Source organism: Streptomyces marokkonensis (genome assembly GCF_039539045.1).
GTDB lineage: Bacteria > Actinomycetota > Actinomycetes > Streptomycetales > Streptomycetaceae > Streptomyces > Streptomyces marokkonensis.
In genome coordinates, this window is the sequence record NZ_BAABCQ010000024.1 from 44,513 (window position 1) to 60,559 (window position 16,047).

General features: G+C 72.4%; 17 protein-coding genes. 10 read left to right on the forward strand and 7 right to left on the reverse strand.

Going from position 1 to position 16,047, the window contains the following annotated elements; translation table 11 throughout:
- Nucleotides 1–24: 24 nt before the first annotated feature.
- Both ABEA26_RS08865 and ABEA26_RS08870 read right to left on the reverse strand, forming a co-directional pair.
- Entirely contained in the window at nucleotides 25–1,692 is a 1,668-nt protein-coding gene (locus ABEA26_RS08865; RefSeq protein WP_345590786.1) for an ABC transporter permease, read from the reverse strand.
- Nucleotides 1,689–2,693, reverse strand: coding sequence for an ABC transporter ATP-binding protein (locus tag ABEA26_RS08870; protein WP_345590787.1), 1,005 nt, complete (start codon nucleotides 2,691–2,693; stop codon nucleotides 1,689–1,691). The genes ABEA26_RS08865 and ABEA26_RS08870 overlap by 4 nt, the downstream gene beginning before the upstream one ends.
- Nucleotides 2,694–2,767: 74 nt before the next feature.
- Between ABEA26_RS08870 and ABEA26_RS08875 the strand changes: the two genes are divergently transcribed.
- Both ABEA26_RS08875 and ABEA26_RS08880 read left to right on the forward strand, forming a co-directional pair.
- Nucleotides 2,768–3,268, forward strand: coding sequence for a GbsR/MarR family transcriptional regulator (locus tag ABEA26_RS08875; protein WP_345590789.1), 501 nt, complete (start codon nucleotides 2,768–2,770; stop codon nucleotides 3,266–3,268).
- Between the two features lie 84 nt (nucleotides 3,269–3,352).
- Complete coding sequence (locus tag ABEA26_RS08880) at nucleotides 3,353–3,946, forward strand: Uma2 family endonuclease (RefSeq protein WP_345590791.1); 594 nt, start codon at nucleotides 3,353–3,355, stop codon at nucleotides 3,944–3,946.
- Between the two features lie 15 nt (nucleotides 3,947–3,961).
- Here the strand turns inward: ABEA26_RS08880 and ABEA26_RS08885 are convergent, their stop codons facing one another.
- Complete coding sequence (locus ABEA26_RS08885) at nucleotides 3,962–4,945, reverse strand: diacylglycerol kinase family protein (protein ID WP_345590793.1); 984 nt, start codon at nucleotides 4,943–4,945, stop codon at nucleotides 3,962–3,964.
- Between the two features lie 185 nt (nucleotides 4,946–5,130).
- On the opposite strand from ABEA26_RS08885, the gene ABEA26_RS08890 reads away from it, so the two are divergent.
- The 5 genes from ABEA26_RS08890 to ABEA26_RS08910 all read left to right on the forward strand — a co-directional run bounded on the left by ABEA26_RS08890 (nucleotide 5,131) and on the right by ABEA26_RS08910 (nucleotide 8,748).
- On the forward strand, nucleotides 5,131–6,414 hold the full coding sequence (locus tag ABEA26_RS08890) for an adenylosuccinate synthase (protein WP_345590795.1): 1,284 nt from the start codon (nucleotides 5,131–5,133) through the stop codon (nucleotides 6,412–6,414).
- Between the two features lie 144 nt (nucleotides 6,415–6,558).
- Entirely contained in the window at nucleotides 6,559–7,047 is a 489-nt protein-coding gene (locus ABEA26_RS08895) for a DUF3515 family protein (RefSeq protein WP_345590796.1), read from the forward strand.
- 36 nt (nucleotides 7,048–7,083) lie between these two features.
- Nucleotides 7,084–7,326 carry a hypothetical protein gene (locus ABEA26_RS08900; protein WP_345590798.1) on the forward strand — a complete coding sequence of 81 codons (243 nt, stop codon included), beginning with the start codon at nucleotides 7,084–7,086 and terminating at the stop codon, nucleotides 7,324–7,326.
- A 203-nt stretch (nucleotides 7,327–7,529) separates the two neighbouring features.
- Entirely contained in the window at nucleotides 7,530–8,411 is an 882-nt protein-coding gene (locus ABEA26_RS08905; protein WP_345590816.1) for a sigma-70 family RNA polymerase sigma factor, read from the forward strand.
- A 46-nt stretch (nucleotides 8,412–8,457) separates the two neighbouring features.
- Nucleotides 8,458–8,748, forward strand: coding sequence for a hypothetical protein (locus ABEA26_RS08910; protein WP_345590817.1), 291 nt, complete (start codon nucleotides 8,458–8,460; stop codon nucleotides 8,746–8,748).
- Here the strand turns inward: ABEA26_RS08910 and ABEA26_RS08915 are convergent.
- The 3 genes from ABEA26_RS08915 to ABEA26_RS08925 all read right to left on the reverse strand — a co-directional run bounded on the left by ABEA26_RS08915 (nucleotide 8,741) and on the right by ABEA26_RS08925 (nucleotide 11,794).
- Nucleotides 8,741–9,391, reverse strand: coding sequence for a hypothetical protein (locus tag ABEA26_RS08915; protein WP_345590800.1), 651 nt, complete (start codon nucleotides 9,389–9,391; stop codon nucleotides 8,741–8,743). The genes ABEA26_RS08910 and ABEA26_RS08915 overlap by 8 nt on opposite strands.
- A gap of 156 nt (nucleotides 9,392–9,547) precedes the next feature.
- The gene (locus ABEA26_RS08920; RefSeq protein WP_345590801.1) at nucleotides 9,548–10,249 is read right to left on the reverse strand and encodes a GntR family transcriptional regulator; all 702 of its coding nucleotides are present in this window, start codon (nucleotides 10,247–10,249) and stop codon (nucleotides 9,548–9,550) included.
- A 189-nt stretch (nucleotides 10,250–10,438) separates the two neighbouring features.
- Nucleotides 10,439–11,794: an aspartate aminotransferase family protein gene (locus ABEA26_RS08925; protein ID WP_345590803.1), complete on the reverse strand. Its 1,356-nt coding sequence runs from the start codon at nucleotides 11,792–11,794 to the stop codon at nucleotides 10,439–10,441.
- A gap of 256 nt (nucleotides 11,795–12,050) precedes the next feature.
- Here ABEA26_RS08925 and ABEA26_RS08930 point away from each other — a divergent pair, with 256 nt between their 5' ends.
- From ABEA26_RS08930 to ABEA26_RS08940, 3 genes are all read left to right on the forward strand, one after another.
- Nucleotides 12,051–12,662 carry a DJ-1/PfpI family protein gene (locus ABEA26_RS08930; protein WP_345590805.1) on the forward strand — a complete coding sequence of 204 codons (612 nt, stop codon included), beginning with the start codon at nucleotides 12,051–12,053 and terminating at the stop codon, nucleotides 12,660–12,662.
- Nucleotides 12,659–13,123: a MarR family winged helix-turn-helix transcriptional regulator gene (locus tag ABEA26_RS08935; protein ID WP_345590807.1), complete on the forward strand. Its 465-nt coding sequence runs from the start codon at nucleotides 12,659–12,661 to the stop codon at nucleotides 13,121–13,123. Before ABEA26_RS08930 ends, ABEA26_RS08935 begins: the two co-directional genes overlap by 4 nt.
- A gap of 88 nt (nucleotides 13,124–13,211) precedes the next feature.
- The gene (locus ABEA26_RS08940; RefSeq protein WP_345590809.1) at nucleotides 13,212–15,170 is read left to right on the forward strand and encodes a serine/threonine-protein kinase; all 1,959 of its coding nucleotides are present in this window, start codon (nucleotides 13,212–13,214) and stop codon (nucleotides 15,168–15,170) included.
- Nucleotides 15,171–15,230: 60 nt separating this feature from the next.
- On the opposite strand, the gene ABEA26_RS08945 is transcribed toward ABEA26_RS08940, so the two are convergent.
- Nucleotides 15,231–15,983, reverse strand: a complete 753-nt coding sequence (locus tag ABEA26_RS08945) for an SLATT domain-containing protein (protein ID WP_345590811.1) — start codon at nucleotides 15,981–15,983, stop codon at nucleotides 15,231–15,233.
- Nucleotides 15,984–16,047 lie beyond the last annotated feature (64 nt).

Sequence of the window (16,047 nt, forward strand, 5' to 3'; positions counted from 1 at the left end):
GCTTCCTGATCACCCCGGCCGGGTCTACTTCGTCTCCAGGTCCCGGCGGCGGAATCCCGCCAGCCCCAGCCACACCAGCCCGGCCGCGACGAGGGTCAGTACCAGCAGCGGCGTCCAGTCCATGTCCGCGGCGGGGAGCCGGGGCACGTGGCCGAAGGGAGACAGGTTGTTCATCCAGTCCGGGAACTGGAGGATCTGGCCGAGGTAGCCGACGACGAAGGCGTACACCGGCACGATCCAGGCCGCCGCGCTCGCCCGCGGGAACCAGCCGAAGAGTACGACGGCCACCCCGGCCGTGACCCACAGGGCCGGTGCGTAGGCGAGGGCCGCGCCCACCAGCTTGGGCAGCAGGACGGCGTCGCCGGTGGAGGCGGCGCCCGCGACGCCGAAGCCCAGGCCGGCCGTCAGCAGGACGAGCGTGCCGCAGCCCATGGCCACCGCCAGGTGGCCACCGACCCAGCGGCCGCGCGACAGCCCCGTGGCGAGCAGTGGCTCGGCGCGGCCCGCGGTCTCCTCGGAGCGGGGCCGCAGAGCGGCCATCACCACGTACACGGCGGCGACCACCGTGATCACCACCATGACCATGGAGGCGAAGGACTCGGCCATGCTGGAGCCGCCGATGCGTGCCAGGGCCTCCTGGAGCTCGTCGATGTCCTTCAGCATGTCCTCGGCCTGTCCCAGGATCGAGCCGTACATCGCGCCCATCAGGAACAGGCCCGCGCCGAAGCCGACGAGCATGCCGCGGTGCAGCCGCAGCGCGAAGCCGACGGGGGTGCCCAGCGCGTTGGAGGCGACCGGGCTGCCCAGCTTCTCCGGGCGCAGCCCCGCGCCCACGTCGCGCCGGGTGGAGAGCACGAACCCCGTCGCCGCGCAGGCCACGGCCAGGGCGAGGCAGAGCAGCAGCGGCCACCAGTCGTCGTCGACGTAGACGTGGGTGCGCTGCACCCAGCCGATCGGGGAGAGCCAGGACAGGGCGCCGCTCTCGCCGCTGTCGCCGGCGGCGCGCAGCACGTAGGCGACGCCGATGACCGCGAGCGCCATGCCGGAGGCGCCGCGGGCGTGCGCGGTGATCTGGACGGTGATCGCGGCGACGCCGGCGAAGACGAGGCCGGCGGCGGCGTGGTCGGCGCCGTACAGCAGCGACCCGGCCGTGTCGATGCCCTCGACGCCGAGGCCGGACAGGCCGAGGGCCAGCAGCGCGGCGAGGAGCAGGTTGGCGAGGACCGCCACGGAGAGGGCGGCGGCGAGGTGGGCGTGACGGCCGACGACCGTCGAACGCAGTAGCTCGGCCCGGCCGGTCTCCTCCTCGGCGCGGGTGTGGCGGGTGATGATCAGGACGCTCATCAGGCCGACGAGGACGGCCGTGAAGCCGAGCATCTGGTGGCCGAGCATGGCGCCGGAGGTGTAGTCGTCGAGGTAGTGGCGGGGGCCCGACATGGCGAGACTCGCCGGGCTGCCCATGGACTCCGCGGCCTTGGCCCGGTCCTCGGGCGCGCCGTACAGCTCCTGGTAGCTGTTCGCCGTCGCGAGGGTGCCGAGGAACAGCGCCAGCACCCACACCGGGAGCCGGACGCGGTCGCGGCGCAGGGCGAAGCGGATCAGGGTGCCGGTGCCGGCCAGCACGTCCGCGCGGCCCGCGGCGGGGCCGGGGCGCGCCGGGGCGGTGGCGGTGGTGGTCGTCGCGGAGGTCATCGCACGGCTCCACTGGGGCCGTTCGTGCCGTCCGCGCTCCGCGTGCCGTCCGGGTTTCGCGTCGTGCCGTCCGTGCCCCGCGTGCCGTTCGCGCCGTACCGGTCGGTGGCGGTGGGCAGGGCGTCGTCGTAGTGGCGGAGCATGAGCTCCTCCAGGGTCGGTGGATGGCTGGTGAGGCTGCGGATGCCGAACTCGGTGAGCCTGCGGACCGCACCGTCGACCTCGCCGCCGTCGACGGCGAAGCGGACCCGGCCGTCGGTGGTCCGCAGATCGTGGACGCCGGGGAGTTCCGCCAGGCTCGTGGCGGGGCGCTCGGTCTCCGCCTCGATGGTGGTACGGGTCAGGTGCCGCAGTTCGCCGAGCGTGCCGGACTGGACGATCCGGCCGAGGCGGATGATGCTCACCCGGTCCGCCAGCTTCTCCACCTGGGCCAGGATGTGGCTGGAGAGCAGGACGGTCTTGCCCGCGGCCTTCGCCTCGGCGATGACGTCCTGGAACACGACCTCCATGAGCGGGTCCAGTCCCGCGGTCGGCTCGTCGAGGAGCAGCAGTTCGGCGTCGGAGGCGAGCGCGGCGACGATGGCGACCTTCTGTCGGTTGCCCTTGGAGTACGCCCGGCCCTTCTTGGTCGGGTCCAGGCCGAACCGCTCGACGAGTTCGGCCCGGCGCTGCTTGTCCAGCCCGCCCCGGAGCCGCCCCAGCAGGTCGATGGCCTCGCCGCCGGTGAGGCCCGGCCACAGCTCGACGTCGCCGGGGACGTAGGCGAGACGGCGGTGCAGCTCGACCGCCTGCGTCCACGGGTCCATGCCCAGCACCTGGGCGGCGCCCGAGTCGGCGCGCAGCAGGCCGAGCAGGACGCGGATGGTGGTGGACTTGCCGGCGCCGTTGGGGCCGAGGAAGCCGTGGACCTCGCCGGCCTCGACCTCCAGGTCGAGGCCGTCCAGCGCGTGCGTCCGGCCGAACGACTTGTGGAGTCCGGAGACACTGATTGCCTTCGTCATGATTCTGAAAGTACTCTTCCTTCAGAAACTTGTGAAGTTAAGAAACAGTCAGGATGGTGAGGGATGATCGAAAGATGACCGAAGCAACGACATCAGGGCGCGACCCCGAGGCGGTGTCGAAGTTCGTGGAGGGTTTCGCGGCCCAGCTCGTCGAGGCGGGGATGCAGCGCATGCCGGCCCGGGTCTTCGCCGCGCTGCTGGCCTCCGACTCGGGTTCGCTGACCTCGGCCGAACTCGGCGAGCAGCTCCAGGTCAGCCCTGCCGCCGTCTCCGGGGCCGTGCGCTACCTCTCGCAGCAGCACATGGTCTCGCGCGAGCGCGAACCCGGCTCGCGCAGGGAGCGGTATCGGGTGCACAGCAATCAGTGGTACGAGGCGCTCACCAACCGCGAGGCCATCCTCAAGCGGTGGGAGAGCGCGCTGAGCGAGGGCGTCGTCAGCCTGGGCGCCGAGACCCCGGCGGGCCGCCGCATGGCCGAGACGCTCGCCTTCTTCGAGTTCGTCGACGAGGAGATCGCGGCCATGATGGAGCGCTGGCGGGTGCGGCGGGAGGAACGGTTCGGGCGGGGCGGCTGAGGGGGATCAGGGAAGCGGTCTCGGCTGCGTACTCGGTCGGCTACGTTGAGTTGCCACTGGTCCGCATCAGGGGGAGGGCGCATCATGACAGTCATGGCAGAGCGACCGACGATGAGCGGCACCGAGTCCCAGAGCTTCGAGGGGTTGTTGGAGACCCTTGACGAGTTGTGTGTGCCCGAGGGCTACAGGGCCGAGGTCGTGAGGGGGAGCATCGTCGTGTCGCCGTGGTCGAAGGGGTACTACCACCGGGTCATGCGCCTGGTATGCGCTCAACTGGAGCCGCATCTCCCCGCGTCGCACGTGATCGAACGAGGTCCGTTCCTCTACGTCTTCCCAGGAGACGAGTGCGCGTACGGGCCGGACATCCACGTGGCGCATGAGCGGGCCTTCGAGACGGAAAGCCACCACCTGGGCGGTGAGGGCCTGTCCTTCGTCGCCGAGCTGACCTCTCCTGCCACCAGGAACGACGATCTCACCAACAAGGTCGAGGTGTACGCCAAGGGAGGCGTGCCCGTGTACCTGATCCTGGACATGCAGGAGGAGCAGGCCATCGTCTACGGGTCCCCCTCCCCGGAGGGACTCTACGAGGTCCGCTTCACCAAGCCGTTCGGCGAGAAGATCTCGATCCCCGAGCCCTTCGACCTCCTGCTGGACACGACCGGCTTCAAGGCCCCCTGACGCCACGCCCACCCGCTACCCCGCCGGCAGCGTCAGCCCCCAGGCCCCTTCCCGCACCGTCCACGTGCGCGTCCCCACCGGCCCCGACACCACCGCGTCGGCCCGGTACCGGAAGTGCGCCCCCGACACGGTCACCGTCCGTCCGCTCGCCGTGAGCGGTGACGCCTCCGCGCCCACCGACAGCGGCCGCACCTCCACCACGGCCAGCCCGTCGACGCCCGGCATCACCGACACCCCCTCGACCGGCTGGCCCAGGTCCACCAGCGTCACCCCGTCGACCTCCACCCGCAGCCGGACCGGACCGGATGTCCCCGGAGCCGCGACGCCCCGGGACGGCCGCGAGGACGCCAGCGTCCGTACGAGCGACTGGTAGGTCCGAAGCCAGGAGTACGCCGCCCCGGAACCGGACCCCGCCCCGGAACCGGACCCCGCCCCGGAACCGGACCCCGTCCCAGAACCGGACCCCGCCCCCGAACCGGAGGCCGGTGGCCCCACCCCCGTGCCCGCTCCCGGGCCCACCCGCACGCCGTCGTGCGCCGCGACCGGCGGAATACTCACCGCCCCCAGCACCACCCCGTCACTGTCGTCGACGAGCAGGTCCAGGCGCCGTTCCGCCCCCTCCAGCACCGCTCGCGCCGCCGCCACCGCGCCCGACGGCAGTCCGAGTGACCGGGTGAGGCCCAGCGCCGACCCCACCGGCACCACCGAAAGCGCGCAGCCCTCCAGCTCCCGCTGCCGGTGCAGCAGGCCGACGGCCCGCAGCAGCGTACGGTCGTCACCGATCACCACGGGCCGCCGCGAGCCGCGTCGCCGCAGCGCCCGGGCGAACTCCTCCGGGCTGTCCGGCAGACATACCTTCGTACTCGCGGCACCCGCGCTGAGCACGTCTTTCGCGATCCGGACGGACTCTCCGTCCGCCCGCCGGGCAACCGGATCGATGACCACCAGAAGCTGATCGGGCGTCGCGGAGGACCTCGCGGAAGTCGCCACCTCGGCCATGCCTCGCTTCCTCGGGTAGCATCTTTGTGCAAGAGCCCCTTGCGCTATTGCGCCAGGGGTTTCGTCTATTCCGGGGCATCCGGTCCGACGGTTGGCGGCCAACGACGGTCGCGGTGCACGTGGCGAAAAATCGCCGCGTACGCCCTCGACCATGGACATGCCCCGCCCGGAAGGGGTGTACGCGCGTGCCCGCACTTGTGCTGCTCGGTGCTCAGTGGGGTGACGAAGGCAAGGGAAAGGCGACGGACCTGCTCGGTGGTTCCGTCGACTATGTGGTGCGCTACCAGGGCGGCAACAACGCCGGCCACACGGTAGTCGTGGGCGACCAGAAGTACGCCCTCCACCTGCTCCCTTCCGGAATCCTGTCTCCCGGTTGTACGCCGGTCATCGGTAACGGCGTCGTTGTCGACCCGTCGGTCCTGTTCTCCGAGCTGAGCGGGCTGAACGAGCGTGGCGTCGACACGTCCAAGCTCCTGATCAGCGGAAACGCCCACATCATCACGCCGTACAACGTGACCGTCGACAAGGTGACGGAACGCTTCCTCGGCAAGCGCAAGATCGGCACCACCGGGCGCGGTATCGGCCCGACCTACGCCGACAAGATCAACCGTGTGGGCATCCGCGTCCAGGACCTCTACGACGAGTCGATCCTCACCCAGAAGGTCGAGGCGGCCCTCGACGCCAAGAACCAGATGCTCACCAAGCTCTACAACCGGCGCGCCATCGCCGTCGGCCAGGTGGTCGAGGAGCTGCTGGGCTACGCGGACAAGCTCGCGCCGTACGTGGCCGACACCGTCCTGGTCCTCAACCAGGCCCTGGACGACGACAAGGTGGTCCTCTTCGAGGGCGGTCAGGGCACGCTGCTGGACATCGACCACGGCACGTACCCCTTCGTCACCTCGTCGAACCCGACCGCGGGCGGCGCCTGCACCGGCGCCGGCGTGGGCCCGACGAAGATCAGCCGGGTCATCGGCATCCTCAAGGCGTACACGACCCGTGTCGGCGCGGGTCCGTTCCCGACCGAGCTCTTCGACGAGGACGGCGAGGCGCTGCGCCGCATCGGCGGCGAGCGTGGTGTGACGACCGGCCGCGACCGCCGCTGCGGCTGGTTCGACGCGGTGATCGCCCGTTACGCGACCCGGGTCAACGGCCTCACCGACTTCTTCCTCACCAAGCTCGACGTCCTGACCGGCTGGGAGCAGATCCCGGTCTGCGTGGCGTACGAGATCGACGGCAAGCGCGTCGAGGAGCTGCCGTACTCGCAGTCCGACTTCCACCACGCGAAGCCGGTCTACGAGATGCTGCCGGGCTGGAGCGAGGACATCAGCAAGGCGAAGACCTTCGCCGAGCTGCCGAAGAACGCCCAGGCGTACGTCAAGGCGCTGGAGGAGATGTCCGGCGCCCCGATCTCCGCGATCGGCGTGGGTCCGGGCCGGGACGAGACGATCGAGATCAACTCGTTCCTGTAGAGAACCACGGGCCGACACCAGCGGCCGACACCGGCGGCCGGGACCCCGAGCGGGGTCCCGGCCGCCGGTTTTCCATGGACGGATACGCTGACTGGTGCCGGCAGCGGCAGCGGACGGACAGCGCGGAGCGGATCGGATCGGAACATGCGGAAGCCCACCACCCGGATGTGGATCTGGCTGACCGTGGCGGTCGTCGCCGTGACCGGAGGCCTCCTCTACGTCGACAGCCACCGCGTCTCCGCCGCCCCGCACGCGGACGACGCCAAGTGCGACAAGGTCGTCTCCCGCCTCCCGGACGACATACCCGGCGCGTCGCGCGACTGGGCCCTCGGTGACGGCGTCGCCTCCTGGGGCGGCCAGAAGGCGGTGTTCCGCTGCGGCGCCGAGGAACTGCCGCCGAACATCAACCTCTGTGTCACGGCCGACGGCGTCGACTGGGTCCTGGACGAGGAGCGGCTGGAGCGCGACGGCGTGAGTGTCCTGCGGACGTACGGCCGCTCACCGGCCGTGGAGTTCACGTACTCCGGTCCGCGCGAGGAAGTGGGCGGCATCCTCGCCACGCTGGATCCCGCCGTGAAGTGGATCCAGCAGGAGCGGAAGTGCGTCGGCCTGGGCGACGCCACCGTCCTGTAGCCGTTCGGCTCCCTTCGCCGGGCGCCGGCGTGCGGCGTGGGGTCGGATCGAGGCACGACCGACCGTGAGAGCGGGGGCACGTTCGGGCGTGACCGTGCCGCGTCCTGTCAGGGCCCGTACGGCGGTGAGACCGACGCCGGGGCCTGCGGTGACCCGGCGCGCTTCGAGGTCGCCCGGCATCTGCGGGTGCCGCTGCGGGTGTGCGCCGTACATCTGGGGCCGTCCCTGCTGCCGGCGGACGGGGTGCTGTGGCCGCCGGGGATCTGCCTGATCCGATGAGCGCCGGCTGGGGGCTCGCGTTCGTCCGAGGTGGTTCACTTGGGTGACTCGGGCGGCTCCAGGCCCGTGCGACCAAGGACGCGGAAGGAAGCCGTACGGTGCCCGGACCATCCGACAGCCGCTCCGACGGCAGCCCTGCCAGCCGCCCTGTCAGCCGCTCCGACGGCCGACCGGATGGCCGGTCCGACGGCCGGTCCGACGCGGTGGCCCGGCAGTTCGAGCAGGACCGGCCCCGGCTGCGGGCGGTCGCGTACCGGATCCTCGGCTCTCTCGGCGAGGCCGATGACGCCCTGCAGGACGCCTGGCTGCGTGCCGACCGTGCGGACACCTCCGACGTGGAGAACCCTTCCGGCTGGCTCACCACGGTCGTGGCCCGGGTCTGCCTCAACCTGCTCCGCGCCCGGGACACGCGTCGCGAGGAGCCGTTGGACGACGGGACGGACCGCGGGCCGGCCGGTGGGGCCCCGCTGCCCGGCGGGCCCTCCGTCGCCGATCCGGAGGAGGAGGCGCAGCTCGCCGAGTCCGTCGGTATCGCGCTGCTGATCGTCCTGGACACCCTGGGCCCCGCGGAACGGCTCGCGTTCGTCCTGCACGACATGTTCGACGTGCCCTTCGACGACATCGCCGCGATGCTCGAGAAGACGCCCGCGGCCACCCGCCAGCTGGCCAGTCGCGCCCGCCGCAGGGTCCGGGGCGTCCCCGCGCCCGACGCCGACCTGCCCCGCCGGCGCCGCGCGGTCGACGCGTATCTGGCGGCCACGCGCTGCGGCGAGTTCGACGCGCTGGTCGCCCTGCTCCACCCGGACGTCGTCCTGCGTGCCGACGCGGCGGTCGTCCCGACGCCCGAGCCCTTCGCCGTCAGCGGTGTGGAGCAGGTGGCCAGGGGAGCGATGGCCTCGATGGGCCGGGCCAGGTCCGCCGGTGTCGTCCTGGTCGACGGCCGGGCGGGCATGGCGATGGCCGAGAACGGCCGGCTGCGCGTGGTGCTCCGCTTCACCTTCGCGGACGACGGTCTCATCACCGGCATCGATGTGATAGCGGAACCGGAACGCCTGAACAAACTGGACATCGCGGGCATAAGCTGAGGTCGTACACGCCGCGTCAGCAGAGGAAGCGGAGAAGGTGAGTGCGATGCGCGTGCTGCTCAGGGCGACGCTGGACACGGAGAAGGCGAACGAGGCCATCCGCAGCGGCAAGTTGCCCGAACTGATCAACCGGACGCTCGACCACCTCGAGCCGGAAGCCGCCTACTTCGGCCCCCTCGGCGGCCGGCGGACGGCCCTCATGGTCTTCGACATGCAGGACAGCTCGGAGCTGCCGCCCACCGGTGAGCCGTTCTTCACCCAGCTGAACGCCGAGGTCGAGATCTCCCCGATCATGAACGCGGAGGACCTGCGGAAGGGCCTTTCCCGGCTCAGCTGAAGACGATCATCGAGCCCTGCGCCAGGCTCCGCGTGGCCGCCGTGTGCAGGCCCAGCCATACATGGCGCTCCCGGGCGAAGGGACTGGAGTCGTACGGTGCGGGCACGGCCGGCTCCTCCAGTTCGGTCGGGGCGAGTGGCGGCCGCGGTGGTGCCGGGGGGTTGGCCGGGTCGATGCCCAGGGCCGGGGCCACGGCCTCCAGCTCCCGCAGCAGGGCGCGCGAGGATCCCAACGGGCCGCCGCCTGCCAGGAGTTCGTCACTGGAAAGCGGGTGCGGGAAGTCGACAGGGATGTAGGCGCCCGCGTGGTCGTAGTGCCAGACCAGGTGCGACTGCTGGGCCGTTGCCTCGAACATCTCCAGCAACTGCTCGTAGTCGCCGCCGAGTTCGTCGACCGGCGTCACCGGCAGCCCGCACACCTGGAGCAGGTACGACCGGCGCAGGAAGTGCAGCGCGTCGTAGTCGAAGCCGGCCACCGGGGCGACTTCGCCGGAGAGTCCCGGCATGTACTGGTACACCGGCACCGGTGGCAGCCCGGCCTCGGCGAGCACCTTGTCGTATTGCGCGAGTTCTTCGGCGAACGGGTTGTCCGGCGTGTGGCACAAGACGTCGACGAGCGGCACCAGCCACAGGTCACAGGCCAAAAGAGGGCTCCTCACACAGCGCAGTGGTCAGCGAAGGGAAGCGTAGTCGGTGTGCAGGCGGCTCGTGGGCGGTGCGCGTTGCGTGCAGTTCCCCTACCCATCTGGGGCCGGACCACGACACGACGGGCCTTGGTCATCCGCCCGGCGTACCCACGGTCATCCGCCGGCGAGCCGCTCGATGAGGGCGAGCGAGTGGGCGTTGTACGCGTCGACGAGCGAGCGCGCGTGCGGGGCGTCGCGGCGGGCGAGGGCGTCGACCAGTTCGGTGTGCCCGCACCACAGCGCGCCGCGCAGATCGCTGAGCCGGCGCAGGTGCTGAACCGTGCACACCCAGCTCTGCACGCGCAGCCGGTGCAGGAAGTCGGAGAGGTACCGGTTGCCGAACAGGACGGCCAGCTCGCGCCAGAACCGCAGGTCGTAGCCGATGAGGATGGTCAGGTCGCCGGCCGCGGCGGCGCGCTGCGCCTCCTCGCCGCGCCGCCGGACCCCGGCGAGGGCGGCGGCGATCCGCGGATCGTCGGGATCGGGGCCGCCCCGGCGGTCGTCGATGAGGACGAGGAACATGCCGTCGGTGACGAGGCCGCGGGCCTCGATCATGCCGCGGAAGTCGTCGACCGAGTACTCGTGCACGCGGAAGCCGCGGTGGTGGTCGGCGTCGAGGAGCCCCTGCGCGGACAGGTCGACCAGGGCCTCGCGCACGGGCGTCGCGGATACCCCGTACTGCTCGGCGATCTCCTTGACCGTGAACTCCTGCCCCGGCTGGAGCCGCCCGGCCAGCACCTCGTCGCGGAGCGCGTCGGCGATCTGCTGCCGCAGGGTGCTGCGCGTGACGGCGCCGGTTCCGCTGGGGCCGGGCATGGTCGGGCGTCTCCTCATGGCGTCCGGGTGGAGTGCTCGTCCACAACGCGTCTGCGGGCGTACTCGTCCACACGTATGCGGGCGTGTTCGTCCACACGTATGTGGCGTGCTCGTACACATGTCTACCGTGTACGAGCACGACACCTTACGCGCTCGGGTCCCTCTCCCCGCCCGCGAGTGGGCAGGCCCTCACTCGGTGTACTCGTCCGCCACGGACAGTGCCGTGTCCAGGACCGCCAGGCCCTCTTTCAGTTCGGCCTCGGAGATGTTGCACGGCGGCACGACGTGGGTCCGGTTCATGTTCACGAACGGCCATACGCCGTGCGCCTTGGCGGAGGCGGCGAACGCGGACATCGGCGTGGCGGCCTGCCCGGCGGCGTTGTAGGGGACGAGCGGCTCCCGGGTCTCCCGGTTCCGCACCAGCTCCAGCGCCCAGAACATGCCGGTGCCGCGCACCTCGCCCACGCTCGGGTGGCGCTCGGCCAGCTCCCGCAGTGCCGGTCCGACGACGTCGGCCCCGAGCCGGGCGGCGTGCTCGACGATGCCCTCCTCCGCCATGACGTTGATCGTGGCGACGGCCGCGGCGCAGGCCAGCGGGTGCCCGGAGTAGGTCAGCCCGCCGGGGTAGGGCCGTTCGGCGAACGTCTCGGCGATCCGCGCGGAGATCGCGACGCCGCCCAGCGGGACGTAGCCCGAGTTCACGCCCTTGGCGAAGGTCATCAGGTCGGGCACGACGTCGTACAGGTCCGCCGCGAACCACGTGCCGGTCCGTCCGAACCCGGCCATGACCTCGTCGAGCACGAAGACGATCCCGTACTTGTCGCAGATCTCGCGGACCCCGGCCAGGTAACCGGCCGGGGGCGTCATGATCCCCGCCGTGCCCGGGATCGTCTCCAGGATGATCGCGGCGATCGTCCCGGGCCCCTCGAAGGCGATCGTCGTCTCCAGGTGCTCCAGCGCCCGCGCGCACTCCTGCTCCTCGGTCTCGGCGTAGAAGCGCGAGCGGTAGAGGAAGGGCGCCCAGAAGTGCACGGCACCGGCCGTGCCGCTGTCCGAGGCCCAGCGGCGCGGGTCGCCGGTGAGATTGATCGCCTGCTGGGTGCCGCCGTGGTACGAGCGGTACGCCGACAGCACCTTCGGCCGCCCGGTGTGCAGCCGGGCCATGCGCACGGCGTGCTCCACGGCGTCCGCGCCGGCGTTGGTGAAGAAGATCTTGTCCAGGTCGCCGGGTGTCCGCTCGGCGATCAGCCGCGCCGCCTCCGAGCGCGCCTCGATGGCGAACGCGGGCGCGAAGGTGGTCATCCTCGCCGCCTGCTCCTGGATCGCGGCGACGACCTTGGGGTGCTGGTAGCCGATGTTGGTGTAGACGAGCCCGCTGGCGAAGTCGAGGTAGCGCTTGCCTTCGTAGTCCCAGAAGTACGACCCCTCGGCGCCGGCGACGGCGAGCGGGTCGATGAGCTCCTGTGCGGACCAGGAGTGGAAGACGTGCGCACGGTCCGCGGCCTTCACGGCGGCGCCGGCCTGAGGGCGGGGCTGAGGGGTCATGCGGCCGAGGGTAGATGTCCGCGATGCGGAAACGGAATCGGCGTCCTGTCTGCGGTCGGGTGCTTTCCACGACAGGTTGTCGACGGGGCGGGGGCGTGCTGGAGGAGGCATGAGTGTGCGGGACGAGGTGGGAGCGTGCGGGACGGGGCCGGGGCGTGCGGGACGCGACCGAGGCGGAAGTTGTTGACAGTAGACTGTCGAAATGACAGTCTACTGTCATCGGCCTCGCGTGCACAACACACCCGCTGGAGGATTCATGAACGGCATCCGCAAGCCCGTCCACCTCGCCGTGTACGACACCCTGGCCGACTGGGAGACCGGCCACGCGACGGCTCACCTGGCCCGCGCCGGGTTCCCGGTCCGCACCGTCGGCCCCACCACCGACTCCGTCACGAGCGTCGGCGGTCTGCGCGTCCAGCCGGACCTGGCCCTGGCCGGCCTGCGCCCCGAGGACAGCTCCCTGCTGGTCCTCCCGGGCGCCGACCTCTGGGACGCGGGCGACGACCTCGCCCCCTTCGCCCGTACCGCCCGTGCCTTCCTGGACGCGGGGGTGCCCGTCGCCGCCATCTGCGGCGCCACCGCCGGACTGGCCCGCGAGGGCCTGCTCGACGACCGCGCGCACACCAGTGCCGTCTCCTTCTACCTGGCGGCGACCGGCTACGCGGGCGGCGAGCGGTACGTGGAGGCCGACGCGGTCACCGGCGGCGGCCTGGTCACCGCCGGGCCCACCGAGCCGGTCGCCTTCGCCCGGGAGGTCCTCGGGCTGCTCGGGGCGTACGAGGGTGAGGTGCTGGACGCCTGGTACCGGCTGTTCCACGACTCCGACCCGCAGGCGTACGCCGTGCTGGAGAAGGCGGGCGTCGCGTGAGCCGGGAGCGTCAGGACCTGCTCAGCCGCGGCGCGCTGGGCGTCTTCAGGCTCAACGGCCAGTTCCTCGCGGTGGCCGAGGAGCTGGCCCGCCCCGCCGGGCTCACCGCGGCGTGGTGGCAGGTGCTCGGCGCTGTGCTGCGCGAGCCGCTGCCCGTCTCCGGCGTCGCGCGGGCGATGGGCATCACCCGGCAGAGCGTGCAGCGCATCGCCGACCTCCTGGTGGAACGCGGCCTCGCCGAGTACCGGCCCAACCCGGCCCACCGCCGCGCCAAGCTCCTCGCGCCGACCCGGGCGGGCCGCGCGGCCGTCGCCCGCATCGGTCCCGGGCACGCCGCCCTCGCCGACCGGCTGGCCGAGGCCTACGGGTCCGAGGCGGAACTCACCGCGGCGGTCGAGGCACTCGAACGCCTGTCGAAGGCGCTGGACGCTCTCGGTGACCAGCCTGTTACGGAACCGTAGAACCGGACCGGCTCGTCGCACGGCCGCCCCGCACTATCTTGGGTCTGTTGCTCACGTGGGTTCACGTGCGGGGGGAAGGCGGCGCGACATGGAGAAGCTCGGGGGCGGGGACCCGCGGCAGATCGGCGGCTACCGGCTGTTGGCGCGGCTCGGTGCGGGCGGTATGGGCCAGGTCTATCTGGCCCGCTCGGACCGCGGACGCACGGTCGCGGTCAAGCTGGTGCGTGAGGAACTGGCCGCGCGGGAGGAGTTCCGGGCGCGGTTCCGGCAGGAGGTCCAGGCGGCGCGGCGGGTCGGCGGGTACTGGACGGCGCCCGTGCTGGACGCCGACACCGAGGCCGCCATCCCGTGGGTCGCCACCGGGTACGTCGCTGGTCCCAGCCTCCAGCAGGTCGTCGGGCACGACCACGGCGCCCTGCCGGAGCGTTCGGTACGGACCCTGGGGGCCGGCCTCGCCCACGCGCTCCGGGACATCCACGCCGCCGGGATCGTGCACCGCGACCTCAAGCCGTCCAACGTGCTCGTCACCATCGACGGCCCCCGGGTCATCGACTTCGGTATCGCGCGGGCTCTGGAGACGGTCACCGACGGCGGGCTCACCCGCACCGGCGCGCTCGTCGGCTCGCCCGGTTTCATGGCGCCCGAGCAGGTGCGCGGCGACCGCGTCACGCCCGCGTGCGACGTCTTCTGCCTGGGTTCGATCCTCGCCTACGCCGCCACCGGCGCGTTGCCCTTCGGCACCGCCGACAGTGGCGTGCACGCCCTGATGTTCCGCATCGCGCAGGAGGAGCCGGACCTGGACGGTGTGCCTGAGGGCATCGCCGACCTCGTACGTGACTGCCTGAAGAAGGACCCCGCCGCCCGCCCCGCCCTCGCCGAGGTCCTGGAGCGCACGGGCGCGCGGGACACGGTCGCCGACGGCCGTTCCCGCGACCCCTGGCTGCCCGGCGCGCTGGTCGCCCAGCTCGGCCGGCACGCGGTGCGGCTGCTGGACACGGAGAACCCGGAGTCGCCGGGAGCGGGCGGGGCCGCGGCGGACGCCGTTGCGGGCACCGCCGCGGGGGCCGGCCCGAAGCCGGACGCCCCGAACCCGCCCTCGGCCGCCCCATCCGCCGCCCCCTCTTCGGAGCGGGAACCGGCCGCCGCGACACCGGACGACGGCCCGCCGCCACCGCGCGAGCCGGGCAGCGGCGGCGCCCCGCTGAACCACCTCCCCACACTCGTCGCGGGCCAAAGTCCCCCGACACCCCCGCCCGACCACGGCCACCCGCAGCACCCCCAGTCCCACTCCCAGCCCCCCGCCCACGGCTACGCCCCCGCCCCGGCCTGGAGCCCGCCGCCCGGGCACCACCCGCCGTACCTCGGCGGCTCGACCCCGCCCTACGGGCCCCCGCCGTACGGACCCCCGCCCTACGGGACGCAGCCCTACGGTCCGCCGCCCGAGCAGCCCCGAAGAGGCCGCTCCACCGCGCTGCTGATCGTGGTCGCCCTGGTCGTCGCGCTGGGCGCCGGAGGGTCGGTCTACGCCCTGATGAGCGGGGACGGAGACGGCGGCAACCGGGCCGGCGACGACCGGACGACCACCAGTACCGCCACGGCCGGCGTGCCCCAGGACCCGGAGCCCGGTACGGACGGCTCGGCGCCGACGACCGAGCCCGGCCGGCCGACGTCGCCCAGCTCGTCGCCGCCCCAGGACGGCACGATCCCGACGGCGTACCTGGGCACCTGGGCGACGACCATCGACAACGCGTCCGGCGTCCACCCCCGACGGCTGACCATCCAGCAGGGGGAGGTGGGCGACACGGTCCTGTCCCTCGTCGCCGACGGCCCCGCCGGAGGCGGCTCCTACCACTGCGTCTTCGAGGCCGACCTGGCCAGTGCCCCGGGCCCCGACGGCCCCCTGAGCATCGGCCCCTCCACGGTGACGGTGGGCCCTGCCGCCTCCTGCAAACCGGGCGACCCCACCCAGGTCACCCTCCTGCCGAACGGCACCCTGGAACGCACCAACACCAGCAACGGCGAAAGGCTGACCTATCGACGCCAGTAGCCGTAACCGCCCCGGCTACTGGAGGCCGGGGTACTCCTCCGGCGGAGGCATCACGCAGGCTCACCGAGGCTCCGGGGGCCGCTGCCGGGGCATGTTCGGCCGAGGCCCGTTCGACGACACCGAGAACCGTCCCGGCCCCCCTGCCCCTGCTTCCGGGCGTCCCCCTCCGGACGCCCCCGCCTGCAAGGCCGGTGGCGCGGCCCCGGCCCGGAAGTCCACCATCCAGTCCGCCGTCTCCGTCCGCACGAGCTCCGTCACGTCCTCGGAGAACCGCCGCAGCACCAGCAGACACCGCTCGGCCGCCTCGCTCGCAGTCCCGTCCGCCGGCCCCAGCACTTCCCGCACGCTCTCCGACGCCCAGTCGAACTGGAGCACCTGGAGCCGCCGCTGCACGGCCTGCGCCGTGGCCACGTCCCGCATCCAGCCGGACGTGACCCCGAAGTACCGGTCCGCGGTCACGCACGCCACCGCGAACAGCAGCGCCAGGTACCCCCAGCGCGCGACGCTGCCCGCCACTCCGGACATGTCCAGCAGCGGCAGCGCCGCTCCGGCGAGAGCCCCCACGGCGGCTCCGCCCCGCAACGCGACGGCGCTCCGCCGCTTCCACGTCCGGTCCGCCAGGTACCGGGCCGCCGTGTCCAGCGCGCCCCGCTCCACCCACCGGTACAGCTCGTCCAGCCGTTCCGCGGGCAGCGTCCAGTCCCCGAGGGGAAACGTCCGCCCGGTGAGGTCGCCCGGCCGAGGCCCGGCCGCCTCCTCACCGCCCCGCCCGTCGTGCGGCGGCCCCTCGGGCTGCATGTCCGGCTGACCCACCCGGCACTCCCTACTGCTCACCGTCCGTGAAGACCTCGAAGTCCGAAGACCTGAGGACCTCATG